The sequence below is a fragment of the Nocardia asteroides genome, from assembly GCF_900637185.1.
Taxonomy (GTDB): Bacteria; Actinomycetota; Actinomycetes; order Mycobacteriales; family Mycobacteriaceae; genus Nocardia; species Nocardia asteroides.
The window spans coordinates 992,248-1,015,584 of sequence record NZ_LR134352.1 but is presented as its reverse complement, the minus strand read 5'-3'; the positions used below and the strand labels follow the sequence as shown (position 1 = coordinate 1,015,584).

23 protein-coding genes and 3 tRNA genes are annotated in these 23,337 nt (G+C 69.1%); 16 read left to right on the top strand and 10 right to left on the bottom strand.

Annotation, left to right across the window (positions count from 1 at the left end; translation table 11 throughout):
• Positions 1-27: 27 nt before the first annotated feature.
• Positions 28-975: a prephenate dehydrogenase gene (locus tag EL493_RS04860; protein WP_019044475.1), complete on the top strand. Its 948-nt coding sequence runs from the start codon at positions 28-30 to the stop codon at positions 973-975.
• A 40-nt stretch (positions 976-1,015) separates the two neighbouring features.
• On the opposite strand, the gene EL493_RS04855 is transcribed toward EL493_RS04860, so the two are convergent.
• From EL493_RS04855 to EL493_RS04845, 3 genes are all read right to left on the bottom strand, one after another.
• Positions 1,016-1,531: a putative glycolipid-binding domain-containing protein gene (locus tag EL493_RS04855; protein ID WP_019044474.1), complete on the bottom strand. Its 516-nt coding sequence runs from the start codon at positions 1,529-1,531 to the stop codon at positions 1,016-1,018.
• Positions 1,532-1,682: 151 nt separating this feature from the next.
• Positions 1,683-3,536 carry an ABC transporter ATP-binding protein gene (locus EL493_RS04850; RefSeq protein ID WP_019044473.1) on the bottom strand — a complete coding sequence of 618 codons (1,854 nt, stop codon included), beginning with the start codon at positions 3,534-3,536 and terminating at the stop codon, positions 1,683-1,685.
• Positions 3,533-5,365, bottom strand: a complete 1,833-nt coding sequence (locus EL493_RS04845) for an ABC transporter ATP-binding protein (RefSeq protein WP_022566506.1) — start codon at positions 5,363-5,365, stop codon at positions 3,533-3,535. Before EL493_RS04845 ends, EL493_RS04850 begins: the two co-directional genes overlap by 4 nt.
• A 310-nt stretch (positions 5,366-5,675) precedes the next feature.
• On the opposite strand from EL493_RS04845, the gene EL493_RS04840 reads away from it, so the two are divergent.
• Complete coding sequence (locus EL493_RS04840) at positions 5,676-6,809, top strand: DNA cytosine methyltransferase (RefSeq protein WP_019044471.1); 1,134 nt, start codon at positions 5,676-5,678, stop codon at positions 6,807-6,809.
• Positions 6,806-7,246, top strand: a complete 441-nt coding sequence (locus tag EL493_RS04835; RefSeq protein ID WP_019044470.1) for a very short patch repair endonuclease — start codon at positions 6,806-6,808, stop codon at positions 7,244-7,246. The genes EL493_RS04840 and EL493_RS04835 overlap by 4 nt, the downstream gene beginning before the upstream one ends.
• 11 nt (positions 7,247-7,257) lie before the next feature.
• Here the strand turns inward: EL493_RS04835 and EL493_RS33480 are convergent, their stop codons facing one another.
• The gene (locus tag EL493_RS33480) at positions 7,258-7,386 is read right to left on the bottom strand and encodes a hypothetical protein (RefSeq protein ID WP_019044469.1); all 129 of its coding nucleotides are present in this window, start codon (positions 7,384-7,386) and stop codon (positions 7,258-7,260) included.
• 151 nt (positions 7,387-7,537) lie between these two features.
• Here EL493_RS33480 and EL493_RS04830 point away from each other — a divergent pair, with 151 nt between their 5' ends.
• Entirely contained in the window at positions 7,538-8,224 is a 687-nt protein-coding gene (locus tag EL493_RS04830) for a DUF998 domain-containing protein (RefSeq protein ID WP_019044468.1), read from the top strand.
• Here the strand turns inward: EL493_RS04830 and EL493_RS04825 are convergent.
• Complete coding sequence (locus tag EL493_RS04825; RefSeq protein WP_019044467.1) at positions 8,211-9,791, bottom strand: esterase-like activity of phytase family protein; 1,581 nt, start codon at positions 9,789-9,791, stop codon at positions 8,211-8,213. The genes EL493_RS04830 and EL493_RS04825 overlap by 14 nt on opposite strands.
• Positions 9,792-9,876: 85 nt before the next feature.
• On the opposite strand from EL493_RS04825, the gene EL493_RS04820 reads away from it, so the two are divergent.
• Entirely contained in the window at positions 9,877-10,272 is a 396-nt protein-coding gene (locus tag EL493_RS04820; protein WP_030201808.1) for a RidA family protein, read from the top strand.
• A gap of 123 nt (positions 10,273-10,395) precedes the next feature.
• Complete coding sequence (locus EL493_RS04815) at positions 10,396-11,121, top strand: maleylpyruvate isomerase family mycothiol-dependent enzyme (RefSeq protein WP_019044465.1); 726 nt, start codon at positions 10,396-10,398, stop codon at positions 11,119-11,121.
• Between the two features lie 83 nt (positions 11,122-11,204).
• Here the strand turns inward: EL493_RS04815 and EL493_RS04810 are convergent.
• The 3 genes from EL493_RS04810 to EL493_RS04800 form a co-directional block, all read right to left on the bottom strand.
• Positions 11,205-11,277: transfer RNA gene (locus EL493_RS04810), tRNA-Arg, on the bottom strand.
• Positions 11,278-11,311: 34 nt separating this feature from the next.
• Positions 11,312-11,401 (bottom strand) — tRNA-Ser (locus EL493_RS04805).
• Positions 11,402-11,494: 93 nt separating this feature from the next.
• Positions 11,495-12,223: a dienelactone hydrolase family protein gene (locus EL493_RS04800; protein WP_019044464.1), complete on the bottom strand. Its 729-nt coding sequence runs from the start codon at positions 12,221-12,223 to the stop codon at positions 11,495-11,497.
• 89 nt (positions 12,224-12,312) lie between these two features.
• Here EL493_RS04800 and hisC point away from each other — a divergent pair, with 89 nt between their 5' ends.
• The 6 genes from hisC to EL493_RS04770 all read left to right on the top strand — a co-directional run bounded on the left by hisC (position 12,313) and on the right by EL493_RS04770 (position 18,140).
• A complete protein-coding gene (hisC, locus tag EL493_RS04795) occupies positions 12,313-13,389 on the top strand; it encodes a histidinol-phosphate transaminase (RefSeq protein ID WP_019044463.1) in 1,077 nt (358 codons plus the stop codon).
• A gap of 299 nt (positions 13,390-13,688) precedes the next feature.
• Positions 13,689-14,756, top strand: coding sequence for a nitric oxide synthase oxygenase (locus tag EL493_RS04790; protein ID WP_232017297.1), 1,068 nt, complete (start codon positions 13,689-13,691; stop codon positions 14,754-14,756).
• A gap of 204 nt (positions 14,757-14,960) precedes the next feature.
• The gene (locus EL493_RS04785; protein ID WP_019044461.1) at positions 14,961-15,737 is read left to right on the top strand and encodes a DUF2382 domain-containing protein; all 777 of its coding nucleotides are present in this window, start codon (positions 14,961-14,963) and stop codon (positions 15,735-15,737) included.
• 145 nt (positions 15,738-15,882) lie between these two features.
• A complete protein-coding gene (locus EL493_RS04780) occupies positions 15,883-16,251 on the top strand; it encodes a nuclear transport factor 2 family protein (protein ID WP_019044460.1) in 369 nt (122 codons plus the stop codon).
• Positions 16,252-16,786: 535 nt separating this feature from the next.
• Complete coding sequence (locus EL493_RS04775) at positions 16,787-17,260, top strand: hypothetical protein (RefSeq protein ID WP_022566510.1); 474 nt, start codon at positions 16,787-16,789, stop codon at positions 17,258-17,260.
• The gene (locus tag EL493_RS04770; RefSeq protein WP_022566511.1) at positions 17,250-18,140 is read left to right on the top strand and encodes an ADP-ribosylglycohydrolase family protein; all 891 of its coding nucleotides are present in this window, start codon (positions 17,250-17,252) and stop codon (positions 18,138-18,140) included. The genes EL493_RS04775 and EL493_RS04770 overlap by 11 nt, the downstream gene beginning before the upstream one ends.
• 228 nt (positions 18,141-18,368) lie before the next feature.
• On the opposite strand, the gene EL493_RS04765 is transcribed toward EL493_RS04770, so the two are convergent.
• Positions 18,369-18,456, bottom strand: a tRNA-Ser gene (locus tag EL493_RS04765).
• An 81-nt stretch (positions 18,457-18,537) separates the two neighbouring features.
• Here EL493_RS04765 and EL493_RS04760 point away from each other — a divergent pair.
• Positions 18,538-19,536, top strand: a complete 999-nt coding sequence (locus EL493_RS04760) for an NAD(P)H-quinone oxidoreductase (protein ID WP_022566512.1) — start codon at positions 18,538-18,540, stop codon at positions 19,534-19,536.
• Here the strand turns inward: EL493_RS04760 and EL493_RS04755 are convergent, their stop codons facing one another.
• On the bottom strand, positions 19,537-20,739 hold the full coding sequence (locus tag EL493_RS04755) for a cysteine desulfurase-like protein (RefSeq protein ID WP_022566513.1): 1,203 nt from the start codon (positions 20,737-20,739) through the stop codon (positions 19,537-19,539). It abuts the gene before it with no gap.
• An 86-nt stretch (positions 20,740-20,825) separates the two neighbouring features.
• Here EL493_RS04755 and EL493_RS04750 point away from each other — a divergent pair, with 86 nt between their 5' ends.
• The 3 genes from EL493_RS04750 (at position 20,826) to wzt (ending at position 23,271) form a co-directional block, all read left to right on the top strand.
• On the top strand, positions 20,826-21,410 hold the full coding sequence (locus tag EL493_RS04750) for a bacterial proteasome activator family protein (RefSeq protein WP_019044456.1): 585 nt from the start codon (positions 20,826-20,828) through the stop codon (positions 21,408-21,410).
• A gap of 187 nt (positions 21,411-21,597) precedes the next feature.
• Positions 21,598-22,425, top strand: coding sequence for a galactan export ABC transporter permease subunit Wzm/RfbD (wzm, locus tag EL493_RS04745; RefSeq protein WP_051719473.1), 828 nt, complete (start codon positions 21,598-21,600; stop codon positions 22,423-22,425).
• A gap of 12 nt (positions 22,426-22,437) precedes the next feature.
• On the top strand, positions 22,438-23,271 hold the full coding sequence (gene wzt, locus EL493_RS04740; protein ID WP_022566515.1) for a galactan export ABC transporter ATP-binding subunit Wzt/RfbE: 834 nt from the start codon (positions 22,438-22,440) through the stop codon (positions 23,269-23,271).
• Positions 23,272-23,337: the final 66 nt, after the last annotated feature.

Genomic DNA, 23,337 nt, shown 5'->3' with positions numbered 1-23,337 from the left:
GATGAACTCGTGTGCCAATCTGTTCCGATGACCCTCGACCAGCGTGCCGCTGTCTGCGTCCTCGGAACCGGTTTGATCGGCGGCTCACTGCTGCGCGCCGCGGTCGCGGCGGGGTACCCGGCGTTCGGATACAACCGTTCGGACTCGGGTGCCGAGGCGGCGCGTCGCGACGGGTTCGACGTGTCCACCGACCTGCCCGCGGTGCTGCGCCGGGCTGCCGCCGCGGACGCGCTGCTGGTGCTCGCGGTGCCCATGCCCGCGGTCGGGCGGATCCTGGCCGAGATCGCGGCGCTCGCGCCCACCTGCCCCATCACCGACGTGGTGAGCATCAAGCGCCCCGTCGCCGACGCGGTGCGCGAACACGGACTCGAGGCGAACTTCGTGGGCGGGCACCCGATGACCGGCACCGCCGAATCCGGCTGGACGGCAACCGATCCGGAGCTGTTCCGGGACGCCGTGTGGGCGGTCGGCGTCGACGAGGGCACGCGGGTCGAGCCGTGGACGCGGGTGACCCGGCTGGCCCTGGACTGCGGGTCGGTGGTGGTACCGGTGCGCGCCGACGAACACGACCGCGCGGTCGCGCGGATCTCGCACCTGCCGCATGTACTGGCCGAAGCGCTGGCCGCCGCGGGCGCCGAGGGCGGCGCGCTGGCGCTCGGTCTGGCCGCCGGTTCGTTCCGCGACGGCACCCGGGTAGCGGGGACGGCCCCCGACCTGGTCCGGGCCATCTGCGAGCCGAACGCGGCCGCGCTCGGCCAGGTGCTCGACGAGACCATCGCCGCGTTGCGCGCCGCGCGCGAGACCCTGCGCACCGACGGCAGCCTCGGCGAACTTGTCGAAGCGGGTTACCGCGGGCGCACCGCCTACGAGGAGCGCGTCCGCTGGGACATCACCGGCATCGAGCCCGGCGTCGGCGACTGGCTCGGCGAACTGCACCGGGCCGGGCAGCGCGGCGGGGTGCTGCGCGCGCTGTGAGCCACCGGGCGAATCGCGTTGCGCCCCCTGATCTCCGGCGTCAGACCCGTTCGGCCAGTCCCGGATAGTCGAGGACGAAACCCTCCGGATCGACCGTCAGCGTGGCACTGGAGACCGGCGACAGCACGTTGATGCCGTCGGCGGCGCTCGAGTAGGTGAGTTCGGCCTCCTGCACGAGCAGATCGGGCAGGCGCACGTACACCACGGGGACCTGCACGTCGCCGACCGCGTTCTGCAGCCCGAACCGGCGGATCGGCAGGGTGTTGAAGAACGGGCTCAGCACCACGTCCACATCCAGCGCGCCGGCGAACGTCGAGCGCACGTGACTGCCGCCCGCGTCGACCAGCCAGTAGTTCTCCTCGTCGCGCGAGATCGACGCGTGCCGCTCGCCCGCGGCGGTGGTGGTGCGCAGCGACAGCCGCCGGGTCGCGCCCGCCTCGTCGGTGACCAGGTCGTAGGACGCGCTGAAGGCCGGGTGTTCCCCGCAGGCGCCGCCGATCATCCGGCCCGCCGCCCTGATCCGATTGCCGTTGAGGGTCACCCGGACCGATTCCATCCGCGAGTTGTCGTGGGCCCGCCAGGTGAGTACCGCAGGCCACCGGGAAGCCGGTCTGTTCTCGATGGGTCCATCGGCCGGGCCCGGGGCTGGGGTCGTCACCTCTCTACGGTAAGCGACACCAGCCCCGCTGCTGTACAACACGGTGGCATCAGACCAGCGAATCCCGCCACGCGGCGTGCAGCCCCGCGAAGCGGCCCTGTCCGGCGATCAACTCGGCCGGTGCGCCGTCCTCGACGATCCGGCCCGCGTCGAGCACCAGCACCCGGTCGGCAATGGCCACGGTGGAGAGCCGGTGCGCGATGATCACCGCCGTGCGCTCGCGCAGCAGGGTCTCCAGCGCGTGCTGCACCAGCCGCTCGCCCGGGATGTCCAGGCTGGAGGTGGCCTCGTCCAGCACGATCACCGCCGGGTCGGCCAGGAACACCCTGGCGAACGCCACCAGCTGCCGCTGCCCCGCCGAGAGCCTGCCGCCGCGGGTGCGCACATCGGTCGCGTACCCGTCCGGCAGCGAGCGGACGAAGGCGTCCAGGCCCACCGCGCGCGCCGCCGCGGTGACCTCGTCGTCGGTCGCGTCGGGCCTGCCGAGCCGGATGTTGTCGGCGATGGTCCCGGAGAACAGGTACGCCTCCTGGGTGACCATCACGACGTGCCTGCGCAGTTCGGCGTCGGCCAGCTCGCGCAGGTCGACCCCGTCGAGGGTGATGGTGCCGCCGCTCGGGTCGTAGAACCGGGTGAGCAGCTTGGCCAGCGTCGACTTGCCCGCGCCGGTGGCGCCGACCAGCGCGACCACCTGACCGGCCGGGATGGTCAGGTCGAACTCCGGCAGCACCGCCGACTCGGCGTGGTAGCCGAACCACACCCCGTCCATCCGCACCGCGCCGCTCGCCCGGTCGAGGGCGACCGGATCCGCGGGTTCGGCGACCGCGGGCTCCTCCTCGAGCACGCCCGAGATCTTCTCCAGCGCCGCCGCGGCCGACTGGTAGGAGTTGAACACCTGGGCGAGTTCGTCGAGCGGGCCGTAGAACTGGTCGAGGTAGAGCAGGTACGCGGCGAGCACGCCGATCGCGAGGTTGCCCTCCATCACCTGCCACGCGCCGACCAGCAGCACGATCACCGTGGTGACCTTGCCGATGAAGTTCGACAGGCCCACGTAGTCGCCCATGCCGCGGATCGCCGTGGTGGTCGCCTGCTGGTACTCGCTGTCCTCGCCGCCGAGGACCTCCTGATTGCGGTCCTCGCGCCGGAACGCCTGCACCGCGCGCATGCCGCTCATCGACTCGACGAACTGCACCACCACCCGCGCGATCGCGCCGCGGGTGCGGCGGTACCCCGCGCGCTGCCGTCGCTGGGCCCAGCGGGTCACCAGCACCAGCGGCACGAATCCGAGCAGCACGATCGAAGCCAGCATCGGGTCCAGCCACACCAGCAGCACCGCGATGGTGACCACCGACAGGATCGCGCTGAACGCCTGGTTGAGCGCGCCTTCCAGCAGTTCCTGCAGGGTCTCGATATCGCTGGTGAGCCGGGTGACGACCTTGCCCGAGGTGTACTTCTCGTGGAACGACACGCTCAGCCGCTGGGTGTGCCGGAACGCGCGCACCCGCAGGTCGAACAGCACCCGCTGACTCAGCGAACCCGACATCCGCAGGAAGAAGTACGTGGTCAGGCCGGCCAGCAGGGTCACCGCGACGAACCCGGCGACCGTCGCGAGCAGCGGCGTCCAATTGCCCTGCCTACCTTGGCCGATGCCGTGGTCGAGGCCGTAGGCGATGAACAGCGGCAGCGAGATCTTGGCCGCGTTGTCGAGCAGGATCAGCGCGAAGGTGAGCGCCGCCTGCTTGCGGTAGGGCCGCACCAGGTCGAGCAGCAGGCGGCGGGATCGCCCGGCCAGCACCAGGTTTCCGGTGCCGGTGACGTCGTCGTCCTCCTTGGCGATGCCACGCCAGTCCCCCGCCCGGTCGGATTGTTCGGGTGGTGCCTGGATCTCGGTGTCGGTGCTCATGCCTCACCTCCCATCAGCTCGCGGTAGCGGCCGTTGGTCCGCAGCAGTTTCTCGTGGGTGCCCTCGGCGACGATGCGGCCCTCGGCCAGCAGCGCGACGCGGTCGGCCAGTGCCGCCGTGGACGGCCGGTGCGCGACCAGCAGCGTGGTGGCGCCGGCCAGCACGGTCCGCAGCCGATCCTGCACGCGCTCTTCGGTTTCCACGTCCAGCGCGGAGAGCGGATCGTCGAGCACCATGATCCGCCCGTGCTCGGCGGCGGTCTCGCCGATGAGCACGGCCCTGGCCAGGGCGAGCCGCTGCCGCTGTCCGCCCGACAGACTCATGCCCTGCTCACCGATCCTGGTGTCCAGACCCCACGGCAGCGCGTCGACGAACTCGCTCGCCTGCGCGATGTCGAGCGCCTGCCGCACATCGGCGTCGGTGGCGCGCGGATCGCCCAGCGCCACGTTCTCGCGCACGCTGGCCGAGAACAGCACCGGCTCCTCGAAGGCCACGGTCACCACCCGGCGCAGGTCGGCCAGGCGCAGGGTGGCGATGTCGACGCCGTCGATGGTGATGCTGCCGTCGTCCACGTCGTAGAGCCGCGGGATCAGTTCCAGCAGCGCCGTCTTGCCGCTCCCGGTGGCGCCGACCAGCGCGACCGTCTCCCCCGGCCGCACGCGCAGCGAGATGTCCTCCAGCACCGGCTTTTCCGTGCCGTCGTCACCGGTGGGGTAGGCGAAGCGGACATGGTCGACGACCAGTTCGCCGCGCAGTCCGGCGGGCAGCGACACCGGACGCTCCGGATCGGTGATGTCGAGCGGGGTGTCGATGATCTCCCAGAACCGGTCGGCGGCGGTGCGCGCCTCGAACAGTTCCGACAGCAGGAAACCCATCCAGATGATCGGCCACTGCAGGAAGGTCGCCAGCGCGATGCTCGCGACCAGGGTGCCCATCGTCATCGACCCCTGCACCACCGCGTAGCCGCCCACGCCGAGCGAGACCGCGATCGCCACCGTCGGCAGGGTCACCAGCGCGGCCCACAGGGTCGCGTCGAGACGGACCTTCTCCAGTTCGGTGCGCTGCAGTTCACGCGAGAGCGCGGTGAAGCGCGCACCGAAGAACCGGCCACGGCCGAGCGCCTTGAGTACCCGGACGCCCTGCGCGGATTCCTGCGCGATGGTCGCCAGGTCGCCGGACTGGTCCTGCGAGCGCCGCGAGGCCACCTCGAACCGGCGTACGAAACGCACGCACAGCAGCGTGAGCGGCAGCGACGTGATCGTGAAGATCAGTCCCACTTGCCAGTTCATCACGAACAGGGAGACCAGCCCGATCGGCAGGATCACCCCGTTGACGATCAGGAACGGCCCGGCGAACGCCACGAAGCGCCGCAGCACCGACAGGTCGTCGATGGCGCGCGAGAGCAGCTGGCCCGACTGCCAGCCGTCGTGTCGGCCGATCGACAGTGCCTGCAACTGCGCGAAGAGCTTGGCCCGCATCCGGATCTCGAACAGCGTCGACGGTTTGGACACCAGCCAGCGGCGACCCCACATGCCGACCGACTCGAGCGTGCCGAGGACGAAGATCACCGCCACCGGCAGCAACAACGCGGAGAAATCCCGGTGCGCGATCGGGCCGTCGATCACCCGCGCGATCACCAGGGGAATCACCACCGCGGAACTGGCCGAGAGGATCGCGAGCAGATTGGCCGCGATCAGCGGCACCCGGTAGGGCCGGAGGTAGGGCAGAAACCGCCGTAGCGAGCGCAATCTTCCGCTCGGCCGCGGCGTTGTCGACCCCGATCTGTCGGCCTCCGAATCGGTGGCCGCCAGCTCCAAAGTGACAGACAAGACTCCCCCTTGTGTCCGGTGGATGGATGGTTTCCGGAACGGACTCCCGGTGATGTTCGCACCGGGGTCCGACAAAGTCGGCCCATCAAGAGTGGCACCGTCGCACTGTGGTCGGCCACTGATTTTCCGGCGACGGACGTAGCCGGACCCAGCCGTACGGGTGCGCGGCTCCGAACCGAACCCGAAGCCGCACCCATACCGCCCGACCTGTTCGCGGCCGAACTCCCTGGACAGCGGACCGATAGAATGCCGCAGGCGGCGAACACGAGCGCGCCTGCGCTCCACGGACACAGGAGGGTCGTTGACACGGATGGTCGGGCTGTTCGCCGGAATCGGCGGACTCGAACTCGGCCTCGGCGCCAACGGCTGGTCGTCCGAACTGCTCTGCGAGATCGACCCGGGCGCCCAGGGCGTGCTCGCGGCCCGCTTCCCCGATGTTCCGCTGCACGGCGACATCACCCGGCTGCGGTCGCTGCCCGCGGGCACCGAACTCGTCGCCGCGGGCTTCCCCTGCCAGGACCTGTCCCAGGCCGGCCGCACCGCCGGGATCACCGGCCGCAGATCCGGGCTGGTCGACGAGGTGTTCCGGCTGGTCCGGCGCAGGCGCGGACCGCGCTGGCTGCTGATCGAGAACGTCCCGTTCATGCTGCAACTGGGTCGCGGGGCCGCTATGCGGCACATCACCGGCGCACTCGAGGAACTCGGGTACACCTGGGCCTATCGGGTCGTCGACGGCCGCGCCTTCGGGCTGCCGCAGCGGCGTCAGCGCGTGTTGATGCTGGCCTCACGCACCGAGGACCCGCGCGAAGTGCTGTTCGGCGACGACGCGGGCCCGCGCGAGTACGGCGATCCCGACCGCGATCCCTGCGGTTTCTACTGGACCGAAGGTGTGCGCGGACTGGGCTGGGCGGTGAACGCGGTGCCGACGCTCAAGGGTGGTTCCGGGCTCGGGATCGCCAGCCCACCCGCCGTCCGGCTGCCCGCGGGCGAGATCGTCACCCCCGGCATCGTCGACGGCGAGCGGCTGCAGGGCTTCGATGCCGAGTGGACGGCGCCCGCCCTCGACGTGCCCGGTGTCCGGCAGGGGCATCGCTGGAAGCTGGTCGGCAACGCGGTCAGTGTGCGGATGGCCAACTGGGTCGGCGAGCGGCTGGCCGCGCCGTCGGAGCCGCTGACCGTCGGTGAGCCGCTACGTCCGGGTTCCCCCTGGCCGACGGCGGCCTGGGGCCGGGCCGGTGTGGTGCATCGGGTGCCGCTGTCGACCTGGCCGGTGCACGAGCCGTACGAGGACCTGAAGAACTTCCTCACCGAGCCCCGGCTGCTCTCGCCCCGCGCCACCGCCGGGTTCCTGCGCCGCACCGAGATGGGCAATCTGCGATTCCCGCCCGGATTCCTCGACGACGTGCGCGACCACCTCGACCGCATGGGTGGCTGGGCGGCATGACCTCGCGGCGGGCGAAACCGGTCACCGATGCCGCGACCAGTGCCCGCATGTCCCGGCAGCGCCGCGTCGATACCACTCCTGAGCTGGCATTACGTCGCGAATTGCATCGGGCGGGACTGCGCTACTTCGTCGACCGGCCGCCGATCAAGGGCCTGCGGAGGCGGGCGGATGTGGTCTTTCCCCGGTTGCACATCGCCGTCTACGTGGACGGCTGCTTCTGGCATCGGTGCCCGGAGCACGCGACGGATCCGAAGAACAATGCCCAGTGGTGGGCGGAGAAGCTGGCAGGCAATGTCGCGCGGGACCGCGCTACCGATGCCGCCCTGGTCGAAGCGGGGTGGCAGGTGGTCCGGGTATGGGAACACGAGGACCCGCGGGTCGCGGCGGAACACATCCGCGCCCTGGTCCGTGGGCCACTACCCGAACAGCCGGGCTGACCCGGACGTCGTCAGCGGCGGTACGGCCGGTTGTGCACGCGCACCCGCACCAGCGATCGCGGTGCCGAAGCCGCGGCGAAGCCGGAGACCGCCATCGCCAGGACCATGGCAAAGCCTGCCAGCGCGATCACGTAGCTCATCCAAAACCTCCCGATCGGTTACATCCACCACCCTGCCCGGTGAACCTGACAACAACCTGTGGGTGCTGTGATGAAACCACGTTCCCGGGGTGCGACGCGCCACATCTCGCCGGTCGACCGTCCGATCTGCCCGGCCCAGCACAATGGTGAGGTGCCCGCACCAGGCCGGATACCCCGTGTCGTTCCGCTGCTGATCGCGCTGTCGATCGCCGTGGCGGCCCTCTGCTACTCGTCCTGGGTGCTGGAGTTCGTGCTGCCGATCGACTCCGATCCGGTCGACACCTTCCTCAGCGAACTCGACGCCGAGGGCAAGCCCTACCGTGCCGTGTTCGCCACCGCCGACAAACTGGTCGGCGTCCTGCTGATCCCGGCCGCACTGGGCGGACTGCTCGTCTTCCCCCGGCGCGCGCTGACCACTGTGGGCTGGGTAGCGCTGCTGTGCTTCGGCGCGGCCACGATCGCCGATGCGATGCTCCCGCTGCGCGACTGCGATCCGGCCCGCGAGGAATGCCCGGGCCGGGGCGCGCTGTTCCCGCAGCTCTATCAACCGCACGCGCTGACCAGCACCCTCGCGGTCACCTCGATCGCGGTGGCGGCGTTCGCGTTCAGCGTCGCCGCCTACCGCTATCACCACTGGCGGATCCTGCGCGAGTTCGGGGTCGCCGTGCTCGTGCTCGGGTCGGCGGCGACCGTCTGGATGCTGGTCGCCGACAACCTGTCCGGTTCCTATGCCCTCGGCATCGCCCAGCGCATCCAGGTCGGCTCGATGTCGGTGTGGCTGCTGGCGCTGGCGGCCGCGGTGGCGCTCGAGACCCGGGAGTGGACTACCCGACCGTGATCCGCACCGTGTAGCCGTCGAGCTTCGCCGGCAGCTTGGTGGTGTCGACCGCCAGCACCTCGCCGGTGTCCTGCAGGCCGTTGGGCAGGGTCTTCGGCTTCAGACCGAACGGCGGCTGCTCACCCTGGCTCGCGGCCAGACCGAAGTCGCTGTCGTTGGCGATATAGACCGTCTTGCCACCGTCGGTGGTGGCGATGCCCTCGATCTTGTCGTGCCCGAAGAACTGCCCTTTGTCGTCCAGCGCTACGACCAGCGCCGACAGATCGAGATTGCTCTTCTTGGCGACCGGGGTGACGCCCACCTTCGTCAGCGCGGCGACCGCGTCCGCGGTCGGGGTGACGCCGACGAACGTCTCCAGCGGCTTGCCGTCGACCAGCAAGCCGCCCTTCTCGGCGTCGTAGACCGCGCCCGGCACCGTGGACTGCGGGCCGACATCGGTGGCGCCCGCGATGTCGATGGTCCAGATCTTCTTGTCGGACTTGGGCGCCAGGTTCCCGTCGCGCTCGTCGACCAGGAAGGTGGTCGCGCTCAGCGCGGTGATCTCCGAGACCGCTACCTTGCTCTGCTTCGGGTTCTCCAGCGGGTACAGGAATTCCTTCTGCGCCTTGGTCTTCAGGTCGACGGTGACGATCCGCGCGAACGGCACCTCCTTGGCCGAACCGCTCAGACCCGGCGTGTTGAGCGCGCTCTGCACCACCCCGACCAGGGTGTTGCCGTCGGGCGTGACCGTCAGGCCTTCCATACCCTGGTTCGGCGTGCGCAGCGCGATCTCCTTCGGCAGGCCGTTGCCGGGCGAGAGCCGCTCGATCTCGGTGCCGTCGGCGGCGATATGCACCAGGAACGGGCCGTATTCGTCGGACACCCAGAAGGTGCCGTCGGCGAGCGCGACGAGGCCTTCCGGATCGAGACCGTGATCGGTGGGCGGCAGCACGGTGCCCTGCAGGTCCTTGATGGTCTCGCCGGTGCTCGCCGCGATGTCGACCTGGCCGTTGAACGGCACGCCCGACTTGGCGCGTAGCTCGATGCTCGACTGCAGCACCGCCCGGTTGCCGACCAGCTTGAACCGGCCGATTTTCGGCACGAATGCCGGGACGGGCGTGAGCTTTTCGTTCTTGGCCGGACCGTCGACATTGGGGCCGCGGTCGGTGAGGCCGTAGAACTCGTCGGCGCTGCCCGGCACCGGCGTCCACGCCGAACCGAAGCCGCTGCCCTGCACCGTGGTGCCGCCGTATTCACCGAGCACCGGGATATCGGTGGTGTAGAGGCGCACCGCGTCGGTGGTGGTGATCTTGAACTGATCGAGGCCGCGGTAGCCGGCCACCGGGGTGTACTCGTAGGAGCCGTCGCCGCGCCGGACGATATTGCCGTGTTCGGGTTCCAGGCTTACGCCGAGGACCGCGCTCTTGCCGGACTTGGCCACCAGCTCGTCGAGCGAGATCACCAGCGTCCGGTCCGTGCCGACGCTGAAGTCGGCGTTCGAGCCGGGCGTCGAGCAGCCCGCGGTGACGGCGGCGGCGCACAGCGCGGCGGTGAGCGGGAGGAGACGTAAACCTGGACGTGCGTTCATCTGCCATGCGTACCGCGCCGAGCCGACCGGCAGCCGACGGGCAAATGAATTGTCACGCACCACTCGATGCATCATTCTGGCTGCCATGACCACAACTCGGGTGAACATCTCTTCTGCCTCCGATTTCGAGGATGTCGTCGGATACTCGCGGGCGGTACGGGTGGGGAACCATGTCGTCGTCAGCGGGACCACCGCCGCGATTCCCGGCGGCGGCGCGGTGGGCGGTGACGACATCGGCGCGCAGACCACCGAGGTGCTCGCGCGCATCGCCGCCGCGTTGGAGCAGGCGGGGGCGAGCCTGCGGGATGTGGTGCGTACCCGCCTGTTCGTCACCGACATCACCCGGTGGCCCGAAGTCGCCGCCGCGCACTCCGCGGTGTTCGACGCCGTTCGGCCCGCCGCCTCGATGTACGAGGTGACGGGGTTGATCGCGCCCGAGCTGCTGATCGAGATCGAAGCCGACGCGATCGTCGTGGACTGAATCGTCACACATCGGCCCGAGCGGCGGACGCCGGAAATCCCCAGTTGTCCACAGGTTCAGGGTTATCCACAGACCCGGCGTGAACAGCGGTGCAGCGGGCTCGCGGCCACTAGGCTCGCTCCCGTGACCAGCGACACGGCTACCCCCACCGACCTGCTCGCCCAGGTCGCCGCCTCCACGGCACGCTTCGACGCGGCGATCGGCAAGCTCACCGACGCCGAGCTGGGCGAGCCTTCCCAGCTGCCCGGCTGGACGCGCGGACATGTCGTCGCGCACATGTCGCGCAATGCCGACAGCCTGCTGAACCTGCTGCTGTGGGCAAGCATCGGCATCGAGATCCCGCAGTACGCCAGCGTCGCGCTGCGCGATGCCGATATCGAGGCAGGCGCGCCCCGCCACCTCGACGTCCAGCACGCCGACTTCACCGGCTCCGCGCACCGCTGGCAGGCCGTGGCGTCGACGATGCCCGCCGACCGCTGGCAGGCCGTGGTCCGCAACCGCCAGGGCGGTGAGCTCACCGCGGACCAGATCCCGTGGATGCGGCTGCGCGAGACCGAGATCCATCACGTCGACCTCGGCGTCGGCTACACCCCCGCCGACTGGCCCGCCGCCTTCGTCACCCGCCTGCTCCCCGAGGCCGTCGCCGACCTGTCCGCCAAACTGGTCCCGGCAGCCACCCCCACCTTCGACATCCAGGCCTCCGACTCCGAGTTCATCGCCACCGTAGGCCCCGGCCGCCCCCACCACACCGTCCTCGGCCCCGCCGCCTCCCTCCTGGCCTGGCTCCTCGGCCGCTCCCCCGGCCAAGACCTCACCGGCCCCCTCCCACCCCTCCCCGCCTGGAAGTAGCCCAAGCGCGAAACACTTTGCCGCACTGAGGCTTCCGGCAAACGAAGAAAGACTCCCAGCGGATGCTGGGAGTCTTTCTGTTGTGCGCCCGAAGGGATTCGAACCCCTAACCTCTTGATCCGTAGTCAAGTGCTCTATCCGTTGAGCTACGGGCGCATGGTTCTTCAGTTGTCACCCAGCGAGCTGGGTGTGGCGGAGGCGAGAGGATTTGAACCTCCGGTCCCCGTGAAGGGACAACTCATTAGCAGTGAGTCCCATTCGGCCGCTCTGGCACGCCTCCTGGAGCCTTCTCTTTCGAGGGCACCGGTCCTTGTCGAACCGCCGGGAATGAAGATTACACGAGCAGTTCATGTAGTCCAAAACGCCTGGTCAACTACCGTAAATTGCTGTCGAACCAGTCGAAGATGCGGGTCTGGGAATCGATCCGGATGGCGTCGACCGCGTCGTCGTCGGAATCGGGGCGGTCGGCGCGGTGGCTGAGGCCGGGATAGGTGACCGTGAGACTGGCCACATTCGCTCGGGAGGTGGCGTCGCGCAGGCGGTCGACGTCCTCGGGCGGGGTGGCCGGGTCGTCGGCGCCGAAGAGTCCGAGCCAGGGCGCCTGCAGGCTGGGTCCCACCTCGACCAGGGCGACGCACTGATCCGCGAGCGGTTCGGCGATCCCGGGGGCCGCCACGCTCACCGCGGCGCCGATCGGGCGGTTGGTGGCGACGAGGAAGGCGGCGGTGCCCGCGGTGTCGAAGCCGAGGACGCCGATGGTGTCGGCGAAGACGCCGCGGCGGGTGAGCCAGTCGAAGCCGGCGTCGAAGTCGTCGAACAGATCGTCGCCGAACACCTCGTGCACCTGGTCGTCGGCGATCCGGTCGAACAGATGCGGGGCGACGACGATCCAGCCCTCGACGGCCAGCGACCGCATCAGGTCCAGCAGCTGAGGCGAGAACTCGCGGGATTCGTGCAGCACCACGATGCCGCCGCGGGCCACCCGCTCCGGCTCGACGACGGTGATGGGCACCGACGTGCGCGTCACCGTGGCGGCGCCACCGTTGTCGGCGGCAGGCTCGAGCTGCCGCAGGGGAGCGACATCGTCATAGATCCCCGACATAGACCAAGAGTAGGCCGAACGCGCCCGGTTGGGTAGGTTCCGGCCGGGGGCCGACGCGGGAAAATCCCCGGTCACCGTAGGGTGGAGGCGTGAGTGCGCACATCCGGCCCGACCTCTCCACCATCCCGGCCTACGTTCCCGGTCGTAACCACCCCGACGCGGTGAAGCTCGCGTCGAACGAGACGACCTTCGGCCCGCTGCCGAGCGCCGCCAAGGCGATCGCCGAGGCGGCCGAGCAGGCCAACCGGTACCCGGACAACCAGGTCACCGAGCTGCGCGCGGCACTCGCGAAGTTCCTCGACGTCACCGTCGCCAATGTCGCCGTTGGCTGCGGCAGCGTGGCGCTGTGCCAGGAGCTGGTGCAGATCACCTGCGACGCGCCCACCGACGAGGTGGTCTTCGCGTGGCGCTCGTTCGAGGCGTACCCGATCGTCACCCAGGTGGGCAACGCCACCGCGGTGCCGATCCCGCTCGCCGAGGGCCACCTGCACGATCTGGACGCGATGGCCGACGCGGTCACCGAGCGCACCAAGCTGATCTTCGTCTGCAACCCGAACAACCCCACCGGCACCGCGCACGGCCGCGCGGAGCTGGAACGGTTCCTGGACCGGGTGCCCGCGCACGTGCTGGTGGTGCTCGACGAGGCCTACTACGAGTACCTGCGACTCACCCCCGAATCCCGGCCCGACGGCGTCGAGATCGGCCGCACCCGGCCGAACGTGGTGGTGCTGCGCACCTTCTCGAAGGCCTACGGGCTGGCCGGGCTGCGCGTCGGCTACGCCGTCGGCGCCCCGGAGGTGATCACCGCGCTGCTGAAGGTGCACATCCCGTTCAGCGTGAACCGGGTGGCGCAGGCGGCGGCGATCGCGTCGCTGGAGGCGCGCGGCGAACTGCTCGACCGCACCGACGTGGTGGTCGAGCACCGTCGCCAGGTGAGCGCGGCGCTGGTGGCGGCCGGGTACGAGGTGCCGTCGAGCGAGGCCAACTTCGTCTGGCTGCCGCTGGGCGAGCGCAGCACCGAGTTCGCCGAGGCGAGCGCCGCCGCCGGCGTGCTGGTGCGGCCGTTCGCCGGGGACGGTGTCCGGGTGACGATCGGCGCGCCGCACGAGAACGAGCAATTTCTCGCCTTCGCCACGGACCCGGAGACCGCCGCCCGATTCCGTTAGGCCGACACACCGTCACCCTGTCTTGACGCCAGTCACGGTGGGATTACGGCGATTTCGAGCACACCGCCAGCACACCGGCCGTAGGCTGACGCACAGCGAATCTCGGCAACCGGCCAGTTTTCGAGGTCGGTGCGCGCCACCGGTCGAGCGCGGCGTTCTCGGCGGGCGAACTGCGAAGCATCCCGGGTACGCCTGCTCGGCCCTGCTCCCAGCCGCCCGACCGGAGATGTACCGTGAATCAACGCTCTCGCCCCGCTGTCCGCGAAAAGGCCTACACCACAGTCTCTTCGGCTACCGACCTGGACCGGCGGCTGCGGGAGTGCGACGAGTTCTTCCGCAGTCCGGAACTGGGGCACCTACCCGTCCAGCGGCGCCTCGGCGCACTCGCCGAACTGCGTGACACCGGCACCTACCGGCAGACCGCCGAGGAGATCCTGATCGGCGCCAAACTGGCCTGGCGCAATCACGCGCGCTGCGTCGGGCGCAAGCACTGGCGCTCACTCAAACTGCTCGACGCGCGCCGAGTTACTTCCGCGCGGGAGCTTTCCGAGGCGTGCTGGCAGCATCTGCGCCTGGCCACCAACGGCGGCGCGATCCAGTCGATGATCACCGTCGGCCCGCAGCGCGAGCCCGGCGGCGAGTACCGGATCGTGAGTTCCCAGCTGATCCGCTACGCCGGTTACCCCAACGGAGACGGCACCGTCACCGGCGATCCGGCCAATATCGCCGCCACCGAACAGGCCACCGCGCTGGGCTGGCGCGGCGCGCGCACCCCGTTCGACGTGCTGCCGGTGCTGATCAGCACGCCGCACGAGGGCCTGCGGTACTTCGACGTCCCGCGCGAACTGGTCCGCGAGGTGGACCTGATCCACCCTGACTACCCCTGGTTCGCCACACTCGGCCTGAAATGGCACGCGCTCCCCGCGGTGTCGAACATGGATCTGGAGATCGGCGGCATCGCGTACCCGTTCGCGCCGTTCAACGGCTGGTACGTCGGCACCGAGATCGGCGCCCGCAATCTCAGCGACACCGACCGCTACAACATGCTCCCGCTGATCGCCGACATGATGGGCCTGGACACCTCCTCGGTGCGCACACTCTGGCGCGACAAGGCCCTGATCGAACTGAATCACGCTGTGCTGCACAGCTTTCGAGCATCTGGTGTGCACCTGGTGGATCATCACACCGTCGCCAAACAGTTCTGCGATCACGTACAGCGCGAGGAAGCGGCGGGGCGGCGCTGCCCCACCGACTGGAGCTGGGTGAACCCGCCGATCTCGTCGGGCCTCACGCCCACCTTCCACCGGTACTACGACGCCCCCGACCTGGACATCCGCCCGAATTTCGTCAAACGCGCCGACACCTGACCGCCGGCGGCGGGCTGTGCCGCGACTTGGGCGCCCTGACCGGGCGGTGTTTGTCTCTCGCGGCCTCGGGTATTTGCTTCGAGGTAGCTGATTCGGGCTCGTCCCGGACACTGCGCACGACCGATCATCACAACCCCAGCGGAGCCGTCACCCGGACCCGATGCGGCCGGATCGGCGTCCTCCGCGCCAGGTAGGAGGATCATCATGAGCAGAGCGACACTGGACTCGTTGATCGGAGCCACCGCGTACGACGAGCGGGGCCAGAAGATCGGCAAGGTCAAGCAGATCTACCTCGAGAACAGCACCGGGTCACCGACGTGGGCCGCGGTCTCCACCGGCCTGTTCAGCAGCGACTCGCTGGTGCCGCTGGCCGGCGCCGAGCACCGCGCCGACGACGACACCCTGAGCCTGCACGTCGACAAGGAGCAGGTGAAGTCGGCGCCGCACCTCGACGACGGCGGCCGCATCAGCGCCGAGTCCGAGCAGGAGCTGTTCCGGCACTATCACGTCGACCCGCGCGCGGCGGGCTGGGACACCTACGGCCGTCAGCAGATTCGCCCCGGAGCGGACGAGCCGATGACCCACGGCAGCCCCACGGCCAGGGACGACTCGATGATCCGCTCGGAGGAACAGCTGCGGATCGACACCGAGAGCGAAGCGGTCGGCACGGCTCGGCTGCGCAAGTACGTCGTCACCGAGGAACAGAACGTCCGGGTGCCGGTCAGCCATGAGGAGGTGCGGGTCGAGCGCGAGCCGGTCACCGGCACCGACACCGGCCGCAGGCCCGAGATCGGCGAGGACGAACGCGAGGTGACCCTGCACGCCGATCGGGTGCATGTGGACAAGGAAGCCGTGCCGGTGGAACGGGTGCGCCTCGAGGTCGACGAGGTCGCCGACGAACAGACGGTCTCCGACACCGTGCGCAAGGAACGCGTGGACACGGAAGGAATCGACGAGGATCGGCGCCGCAACAGGCCCTGATCGCGTCCGCGGACAGCGCCCCAGCCGCCCGCTCCGGCGGGCGGCTGCCGGGCCGTTCCCCCGCACGTCCCGCGGGCGTAGTCTCCTGGATACGGGCCGAATCGCCCTGGTCCGGCTCGTTGGGCGACGAGCGAGGAGACTTCCGATGAGCACCGCTTCCAGTTCGGGATTCGATGCCGAAGCACTGCGCCGCGGTATCGAGGGCCGCGACGCGACAACACTGCTGGCACTGTACGGCGACGACGCCGAGATCCGCATGGTCGACCACAACGACCAGCCCAGCCATCCCCGTGTGCTGCACGGCCGCTCGGCGATCGGCGAGATGTTCGACGACGTCTGCGCGCGGGAGATGACCCACAAACTCGAGTCGATCCTGATGGACGGCGACCACATCGCCTTCGTCGAATCCTGCCGCTACCCGGACGGCACCCGGGTCCTGGTCCACTCGATGGCCGACGTCCGCGACGGCCGCATCGTCGACCAGTCCTCCATCCAAGCCTGGGACGAGGGGTAACCGACTGCCGAATCCTCAGACCACGGGCTGGGTGCGACGCCGGTGGGGGTCGGCGGCGTGCGCGGGATAGGTGACGATGCGCCGGGCGACCCGCGCGGCGCATGAGAGTCGAGACGCCTCACGCGTGCGAACGATCTGACCTGGCGCGTACGAGGCGAGGTCTTCCGGATCGTCGTACCGAACCTCCAGCGTCATTGCCACGAAGTGCCGAGAGCCTCCCGGTGCCTGGAACAAGGACATCGCCTGACACGGTGCGCAGTCTTCGGCACGATCCCAGGGGTGCATGCCGCCGTTAGTGCGTGTGCACAACCGGATCGCGCAGGCTTCAGCCCGCCCCGAGCGAGGTTGCCGGGCCGATGCTCAAACCGAGCACGCCGGCGGTTCGAACGCCGTTGAGACACAGCGTGACAGGACAGGGAACGGTCGGTCGGTTCCCTGCGAGCTGTCCGCAGTCCAACGTCGTCGCATGCCGATGTGCATGCAGTCGCAGCTGGTTGTGATCGAGTCTGTCGGGGTTCGGTAATACATTGCGACCGTGGCAGATATCTATGAGTTCGTGACCTCAATAGACCTTCGCTCCGACCTGTCCGGCGAGGACATCGCGGAGTTGCGATGGCAGGTGGGGCAGGGTGAAGCACCCACTGATGAGCGGCGGCTCTCGAGGGGGTACGTCGGTGTCGTAGAAAGTGAAGGTGAGGAACCTTTCGTCACCGACCCGCAACCGTCCCTGAGCCAGGTCGGGCCTGCGTGGAAGATCGGTGGAACTCTCAGCTCGAGTTTCCACAAGACCTCGACCGGCTGGCATCTCGAAGCCCGACAAGAGGTTCACCCCGAGGATTTCGAAACGTTGGAGCCACTGTTGATCTGGCTCTATCGGCACGTTGATTTCCGGGCGATCGCAGCAGATGGTTCGGTCGAACTCGGCCGACTACGCTGGCACGAAGACACAGATTCTCGACCTCTCGTCATCCGCGATAACCAAGTCGTCTGGCCGGTGGATGAACCCTGATGGACGGGCGCGGGCACTGTCCTCGTTGCGTGGTTTGGCGGTAGGGGATGCGTTCGGGGCATGTTTCGACGACGCGATCAATCATGGCGCGTTGCGGTCGCGAACCCTGTTGCCCGGGCCGTGGTTGTGGACCGACGATACGCAGATGGCGTGTTCGGTTTTCGCTGTACTCAGTGCCCACGGTCGAATCGATCAGGAGGTGCTGGCCCGTTCCTTCGCTGAGCATTACGACATCTATCGCCGGTACGGGCCAGGGACGAGCCGGATTCTGCGGCTCATGCGCCAAAAGGGCTATCACTGGCGTGAACTCGCTCAACAGGCACGTGAGGGACGGGGGTCCTGGGGTAATGGTGCCGCTATGCGGGTGGCGCCGCTGGGTGCGTGGTTCGCTGACGACCTGGACCGGGTCGTCGACGAGGCGACAGCTTCGGCGGTGGTCACCCATGCCCACCCCGATGCTGTAGCCGGCGCGGTCGCGGTGGCTGTCGCTGCTGCCTTGTTCTCGGCGCAACCGAAGCTTCGCAGTAGTCAGTTTCTCGGTACGGTGGCCGCCCGGACGCCGGCTGGCCCGGTCCGAGACAAGATCAGAGATGCCCAGGAAATCGGTGATCCTGTCACTGCAGCTGTGGAATTGGGAGTCGGACACGACACCTCCGCGCTCGATACCGTCCCGTTCTGCCTCTGGGTCGCGGCTCACCTGGGCCATGATTTCGCCGACTCGTGCTGGACAGCCGCCTCGGCAGGTGGTGATAGTGACACCACGTGCGCGATCATCGGCGGAATTATCGGTGCCAGCCACGTCCTCGAGGGCGTGCCGCCCGAATGGTTCGCGAGCTGCGAGCTGCTCCCTGAATGGGCAACTGCGGCTATACCTGGGTAGGGCGCCGCTACGTGCCGGTCGGGGCTGGGGTCGACGTCGTTGGCGGCTTGCCGCCCAGCGCCGTTGTTGGGTACCCGGAGAAGGGACCGAAGCCCGCCGGCTGGGTCAGAAGCCTCGGCGCTCAATGTCGTCGAGCTTGGCCAGGAACTCGGGCGCCGACGCTCCTGCAAATGTTCGATCGATCCGAACCAGGCCCCACCGCAAGTCGGCTGGCTGACCTGCGGTTTGTGGCGGAGACGGAGGGATTTGAACCCCCGGTCGCTCTCGCGACGCTCGCTTTCAAGGCGAGTGCATTCGGCCGCTCTGCCACGTCTCCCTGGGGTCAGATCGTAGCCGATCCGGCGGGGCGGGCCGTGCCCTGTGACTTTTCCAGGGGTGGAAGATGCAGGATTCGTCTATGCGAGCAATCGAGTTGAACGGGTTCGGCGGTCCCGAGGTGATGGAGTGGACCGTGACGGTCGATCCGGAGCCGGGGCCGGGTGAGGTGCTGGTCGAGGTGATCGCGGCGGGGGTGAACCGGGCCGATGTGATGCAGCGGCGCGGGTTCTATCCGCCACCCGCGGACGCGAGTTCGGTGCCGGGACTGGAGTGTTCGGGGACCGTCGTCGCGCTGGGCGACGGGGTGACCGAATGGGCGGTCGGGGACCGGGTGTGCGCGCTGCTCGCCGGCGGCGGGTACGCCGAGCTGGTGGCGGTGCCCGCGACCCAGTTGCTGCCGATCCCGGACGGGCTGGATCCGGTGGCTGCGGCCGGGCTGCCGGAGGTGGCGGCGACGGTGTGGTCGAACCTGGTGACCACCGCGGGGCTGCGGTCCGGGCAGCTGGTGCTGATCCACGGTGGCGGCGGCGGGATCGGTACCCACGCGATCCAGGTGGCGCGACAGCTGGGCGCGCGGGTGGCGGTGACCGCCGGTTCGGACGAGAAGCTGGCCAGGTGCGCCGAACTGGGCGCCGAACTGCTGATCAACTACAAGACGCAGGACTTCGTCGAAGTGCTCGCGGCCGAACCGTCGCAGGCGGGCGGCGCGGGCGCCGACGTGATCCTCGACAACATGGGCGCCAAGTACCTGGAACGCAATGTGGAAGCGCTGGCCTCGCACGGTCAGCTGGTGGTGATCGGCATGCAGGGCGGCGTCGCGGGCACCCTGAATCTGGGCACCCTGCTGGGCAAATGGGGCACGGTGCACGCCACCAACCTGCGCAGCAGGCCGCGCACCGGACCGGGCGGCAAGGCCGAGGTGATCGCCGCGGTGCGAGCGCAGCTGTGGCCGCTGGTCGCCGCGGGCGAGGTGGTGCCGGTGATCTCCGCCGAGCTGCCGATCACCGAGGCCGGGCGCGCGCACGAACTGCTCGACTCGCCGGAGACCTTCGGCAAGGTCGTGCTGCGCGTGCGCTGACTACTCGAGCGCGCTGAGGGCGCGGCCGAGCTGATCGATCTCGTAGCGGGTCGTGTACGGCGCCAGGCCGATGGTGACGGCGCCGCCCTCGTCGTTGACCCCGAGCGCGTCGAGCAGCCTGCTGCCGCCGTGCACCCCGCTGACCGTGCCGATCCGGTTGTCGGCCAGCTTGGCCGCCACCTTCTCCGCCTGCATGCCCGCCATCGTGAAGCTGACGGTGGGGATGCGGGTGGAGGCGCGGCCGATCACGGTGAGGTTGTCGACCTTCTCCAGCACCTGCATGAGGTGATCGAAGAGCTGGTCGTGGTAGTCCTGCAGCGAGGTGATCGACATCTCCAGCCGCTCGCGGCGCGTGCCCCTGGCCCGCTCGTCGAGCCCGGCCAGGAAGTCGATCGACTCGGTGAGCCCGGCCAGCAGCGCGTACTGGTGACCGCCGACTTCGAGGCGTTCAGCACCCTTGGCATAGGGGTTCAGCGACATCGACGGAATGCGGTCGAGGAACGCCGGATCGCGGAACACCAGGGCGCCGACCTGCGGGCCGCCCCACGACGGCGCGCTCAGCGCGACCACGTCGGCGTTGAGTTCGTCGATGTCGATCAGCGCGTACGGCGCGGCGCCGAAGGCGTCGGCGACCAGTAATCCGCCCACATCGTGGACCCGGTCGGCGGCGACCCGCACCGCGGGCGCGGAGCCGACGATCGGGGAGGCCGCGGTGAGCGCGACCAGGCGGGCGGTGGGGCCGATCAGCTCCTCGAACTGCCACGACGGCATCTCACAGGTCTCGATCTCGACCTCGGCCCAGCGCACGTGCGCGCCGTAGCGGTTGGCGATGCGCAGCCACGGGGCGACATTGGCTTCGTCGTCGAGCCGCGACAGCACGATGCCGGTCCCGAGACCGAGCCGGGAACTCAGCGATTCCGCCAGCCAGGCCAGCAGCACCGCGCGATCGGGTCCGAGCACGACGCCGGCCGGATCTCCACCGACCAGGTCGGCGACCGCCTCGCGCGCGGCGTCGAGGATCGCGCCACTGCGGGTCGCCGCACCGTGGCGGCCGATGTGGGAAAACGAGGAGGTGCGGAAACCCGTTGAGACGGCACGTGATACCGAATCGGGAACGAGCATCCCAGCCTGCGGGTCCAGATGAATCCAGCCGTCGCCCAGGGACGGTATCAGGCCCCGAACCCTCGCGACGTCATAAGTCATGCCCGCCACTTTAAGGGCAGCGGGCGTCCCGGTGTAACCGCGTCGGGGTTTTAGCGCGAACCCGGCGCACACGCAATGATGGGGATATGACGCACTCGGAGGATGTACCGGAATCCATCGTCGTGATCGGTCCCGACGGCCGTCCGCTCACCGTGCCCGCCGACCAGAACGGCGCTTCGGCGTTCACCGGACAGGTCGTCTCCGACGACGAGGACAAGCCCGGCGACGCCGACGCGGGCGAGTCGCTGGCCGACATGGTCGAGCAGCCCGCCAAGGTGATGCGCATCGGCACCATGATCAAGCAGCTGCTCGAGGAGGTGCGGGCGGCTCCGCTCGACGACGCCAGCCGGTCGCGGCTCAAGGAGATCCACAAGTCCTCGGTCCGTGAGCTCGAGCAGGGCCTGGCCCCGGAGCTGCGCGAGGAGCTGGAGCGGCTGACCCTGCCGTTCACCGACGAGTCGGTGCCGTCGGACGCCGAACTGCGCATCGCCCAGGCCCAGCTGGTCGGCTGGCTCGAGGGCCTGTTCCACGGCATCCAGACCGCGCTGTTCGCCCAGCAGATGGCCGCGCGCGCCCAGCTGGAACAGATGCGTCAGGGCGCCTTGCCGCCGGGCATGCACGCGGCCGAGCAGAAGCCGGGTGGCCACGTCGGCGGCGGGCAGTACCTGTAGCCGCGGTGGTCCGCACACGCCGTACCGGCCACCGATCCACCCTGTAAGGTCGGGGACCGTGCCCGCAGCTGCCGCTCGCCCCGAATCGGTCTCCGACCGCGGTGACGTGCGTACCGAAGAGAGCCCCGTGCATTCCGACGACACTCCCCCGGTGACCGAGGCCGAGACGACCCAGGTCGCCGAGCCGATGGTGTCGGATTCGCAGACGTTCAAGCGCGCGTTCAAGGACATGCGCGACGGCCTCGGCCAGCGCGAGCTATGGCTGTCGCTGGGCTGGCAGGACATCAAGCAGCGGTACCGCCGCTCGGTGCTCGGCCCGTTCTGGATCACCATCGCGACCGGTTTGCAGGCGCTGGCGATGGGTCTGCTGTATTCGACCCTGCTCGCTCAGCCGATCAGCGAGTACCTGCCGTACGTCACGATCGGCCTGATCGTCTGGAACGTCATCAGCGCCTCGATCCTCGAGGGCTCCGATGTGTTCATCGCCAACGAGGGCCTGATCAAACAGCTGCCCTCGGCGTTGAGCGTGCACGTCTATCGCCTGGTCTGGCGGCAGTTCCTGTTCTTCATCCACAACGCGGCGATCTACGCGGTGCTGCTGGTGGCGTTCGCGCTCTGGCGTGATCTGAACTGGTCGGTGCTGCTGGCCGTCCCGGCGATCGTGCTGCTGTTCCTGAACGCGATGTGGGTCTCGATCGTGTTCGGCATCTTCTCCACCCGCTACCGCGACATCGCCCCCATCCTGGGCTCGATGACGCTGATGCTGTTCGTGCTGACCCCCGTCATGTGGTCGACGAAGGCGCTGGAGAACTCGGTCGGCGGGATGAGCGACCGGGCCAAGCTGATCGAGATCGTGCCCACCTTCCACTACCTGGAGATCGTGCGCGCGCCGCTGCTCGGCGAGCCGTCGGAGTGGCATCACTGGGCGATCGTCGGTGCGATCACGGTGGTCGGCTGGATCGTCGCGATCCTGGCGCTCAAGCAGTACCGTGCCCGCGTCCCGTACTGGGTTTAGGAGCAGTCCCCGATGAGCCGTGTGAGTATCGAAACCCATCAGGCCTGGGTCGAGTTCCCCATCTTCGACGCCAAGTCGCGGTCGCTGAAGAAGGCCTTCCTCGGCAAGGCGGGCGGCGCGATCGGGCGCAACAGCTCCGACGTGGTCGTGGTCGAGGCGCTGCGCGACATCAATCTCTCGCTCAAGGAAGGCGACCGGGTGGGCCTGGTCGGCCACAACGGCGCGGGCAAGTCGACGCTGCTGCGGCTGCTGTCGGGCATCTACGAACCCTCGCGCGGCAGCGCGCGCATCCGAGGCCGGGTGGCCCCGGTGTTCGACCTCGGCGTGGGCATGGACCCGGAGATCTCCGGCTACGAGAACATCATCATCCGCGGCCTGTTCCTCGGGCAGACCCGCAAGCAGATGCTGGCCAAGATCGACGAGATCGCCGATTTCACCGAGCTCGGCGAATACCTGTCGATGCCGCTGCGCACCTACTCCACCGGTATGCGGGTGCGGTTGGCGATGGGTGTGGTCACCTCCATCGACCCCGAGATCCTGCTGCTGGACGAGGGCATCGGCGCCGTCGACGCCGAGTTCATGAAGAAGGCGCGCACCCGGCTGCAGTCACTGGTCGCGCGCTCGGGCATCCTCGTCTTCGCCAGCCACTCCAACGAGTTCCTCGCCCAGCTGTGCGACACCGCGATGTGGGTCGACCACGGCCAGATCCGCCTGCAGGGCGGTATCGAGGAGGTCGTCACGGCGTACGAGGGTCCCGACGCGGGTAATCACGTGGCACAGGTGCTGCGGGAGCTGGAAACCGAGAGCGTGGACGGCGACAAGGAACTGGAGCAGAACCAGGCATGAGCGGTCAACGGCCGGAGGCGGCAGCGAAGCATAACCACGGAGGCCGTCCGAGCATGCCAGGAGTAG

Bases quoted from the DNA above. Each gene is read 5' to 3' on its own strand.
- EL493_RS04860 (WP_019044475.1), top strand. From the start codon at position 28: ATGACCCTCGACCAGCGTGCCGCTGTCTGCGTCCTCGGAACCGGTTTG.
- EL493_RS04855 (WP_019044474.1), bottom strand. From the start codon at position 1,531: ATGGAATCGGTCCGGGTGACCCTCAACGGCAATCGGATCAGGGCGGCG.
- EL493_RS04850 (WP_019044473.1), bottom strand. From the start codon at position 3,536: ATGAGCACCGACACCGAGATCCAGGCACCACCCGAACAATCCGACCGG.
- EL493_RS04840 (WP_019044471.1), top strand. From the start codon at position 5,676: ATGGTCGGGCTGTTCGCCGGAATCGGCGGACTCGAACTCGGCCTCGGC.
- EL493_RS04835 (WP_019044470.1), top strand. From the start codon at position 6,806: ATGACCTCGCGGCGGGCGAAACCGGTCACCGATGCCGCGACCAGTGCC.
- EL493_RS33480 (WP_019044469.1), bottom strand. From the start codon at position 7,386: ATGAGCTACGTGATCGCGCTGGCAGGCTTTGCCATGGTCCTGGCGATG.
- EL493_RS04825 (WP_019044467.1), bottom strand. From the start codon at position 9,791: ATGAACGCACGTCCAGGTTTACGTCTCCTCCCGCTCACCGCCGCGCTG.
- EL493_RS04820 (WP_030201808.1), top strand. From the start codon at position 9,877: ATGACCACAACTCGGGTGAACATCTCTTCTGCCTCCGATTTCGAGGAT.
- EL493_RS04800 (WP_019044464.1), bottom strand. From the start codon at position 12,223: ATGTCGGGGATCTATGACGATGTCGCTCCCCTGCGGCAGCTCGAGCCT.
- EL493_RS04785 (WP_019044461.1), top strand. From the start codon at position 14,961: ATGAGCAGAGCGACACTGGACTCGTTGATCGGAGCCACCGCGTACGAC.
- EL493_RS04780 (WP_019044460.1), top strand. From the start codon at position 15,883: ATGAGCACCGCTTCCAGTTCGGGATTCGATGCCGAAGCACTGCGCCGC.
- EL493_RS04770 (WP_022566511.1), top strand. From the start codon at position 17,250: ATGAACCCTGATGGACGGGCGCGGGCACTGTCCTCGTTGCGTGGTTTG.
- EL493_RS04760 (WP_022566512.1), top strand. From the start codon at position 18,538: ATGCGAGCAATCGAGTTGAACGGGTTCGGCGGTCCCGAGGTGATGGAG.
- EL493_RS04755 (WP_022566513.1), bottom strand. From the start codon at position 20,739: ATGACTTATGACGTCGCGAGGGTTCGGGGCCTGATACCGTCCCTGGGC.
- EL493_RS04750 (WP_019044456.1), top strand. From the start codon at position 20,826: ATGACGCACTCGGAGGATGTACCGGAATCCATCGTCGTGATCGGTCCC.
- wzm (WP_051719473.1), top strand. From the start codon at position 21,598: ATGGTGTCGGATTCGCAGACGTTCAAGCGCGCGTTCAAGGACATGCGC.
- wzt (WP_022566515.1), top strand. From the start codon at position 22,438: ATGAGCCGTGTGAGTATCGAAACCCATCAGGCCTGGGTCGAGTTCCCC.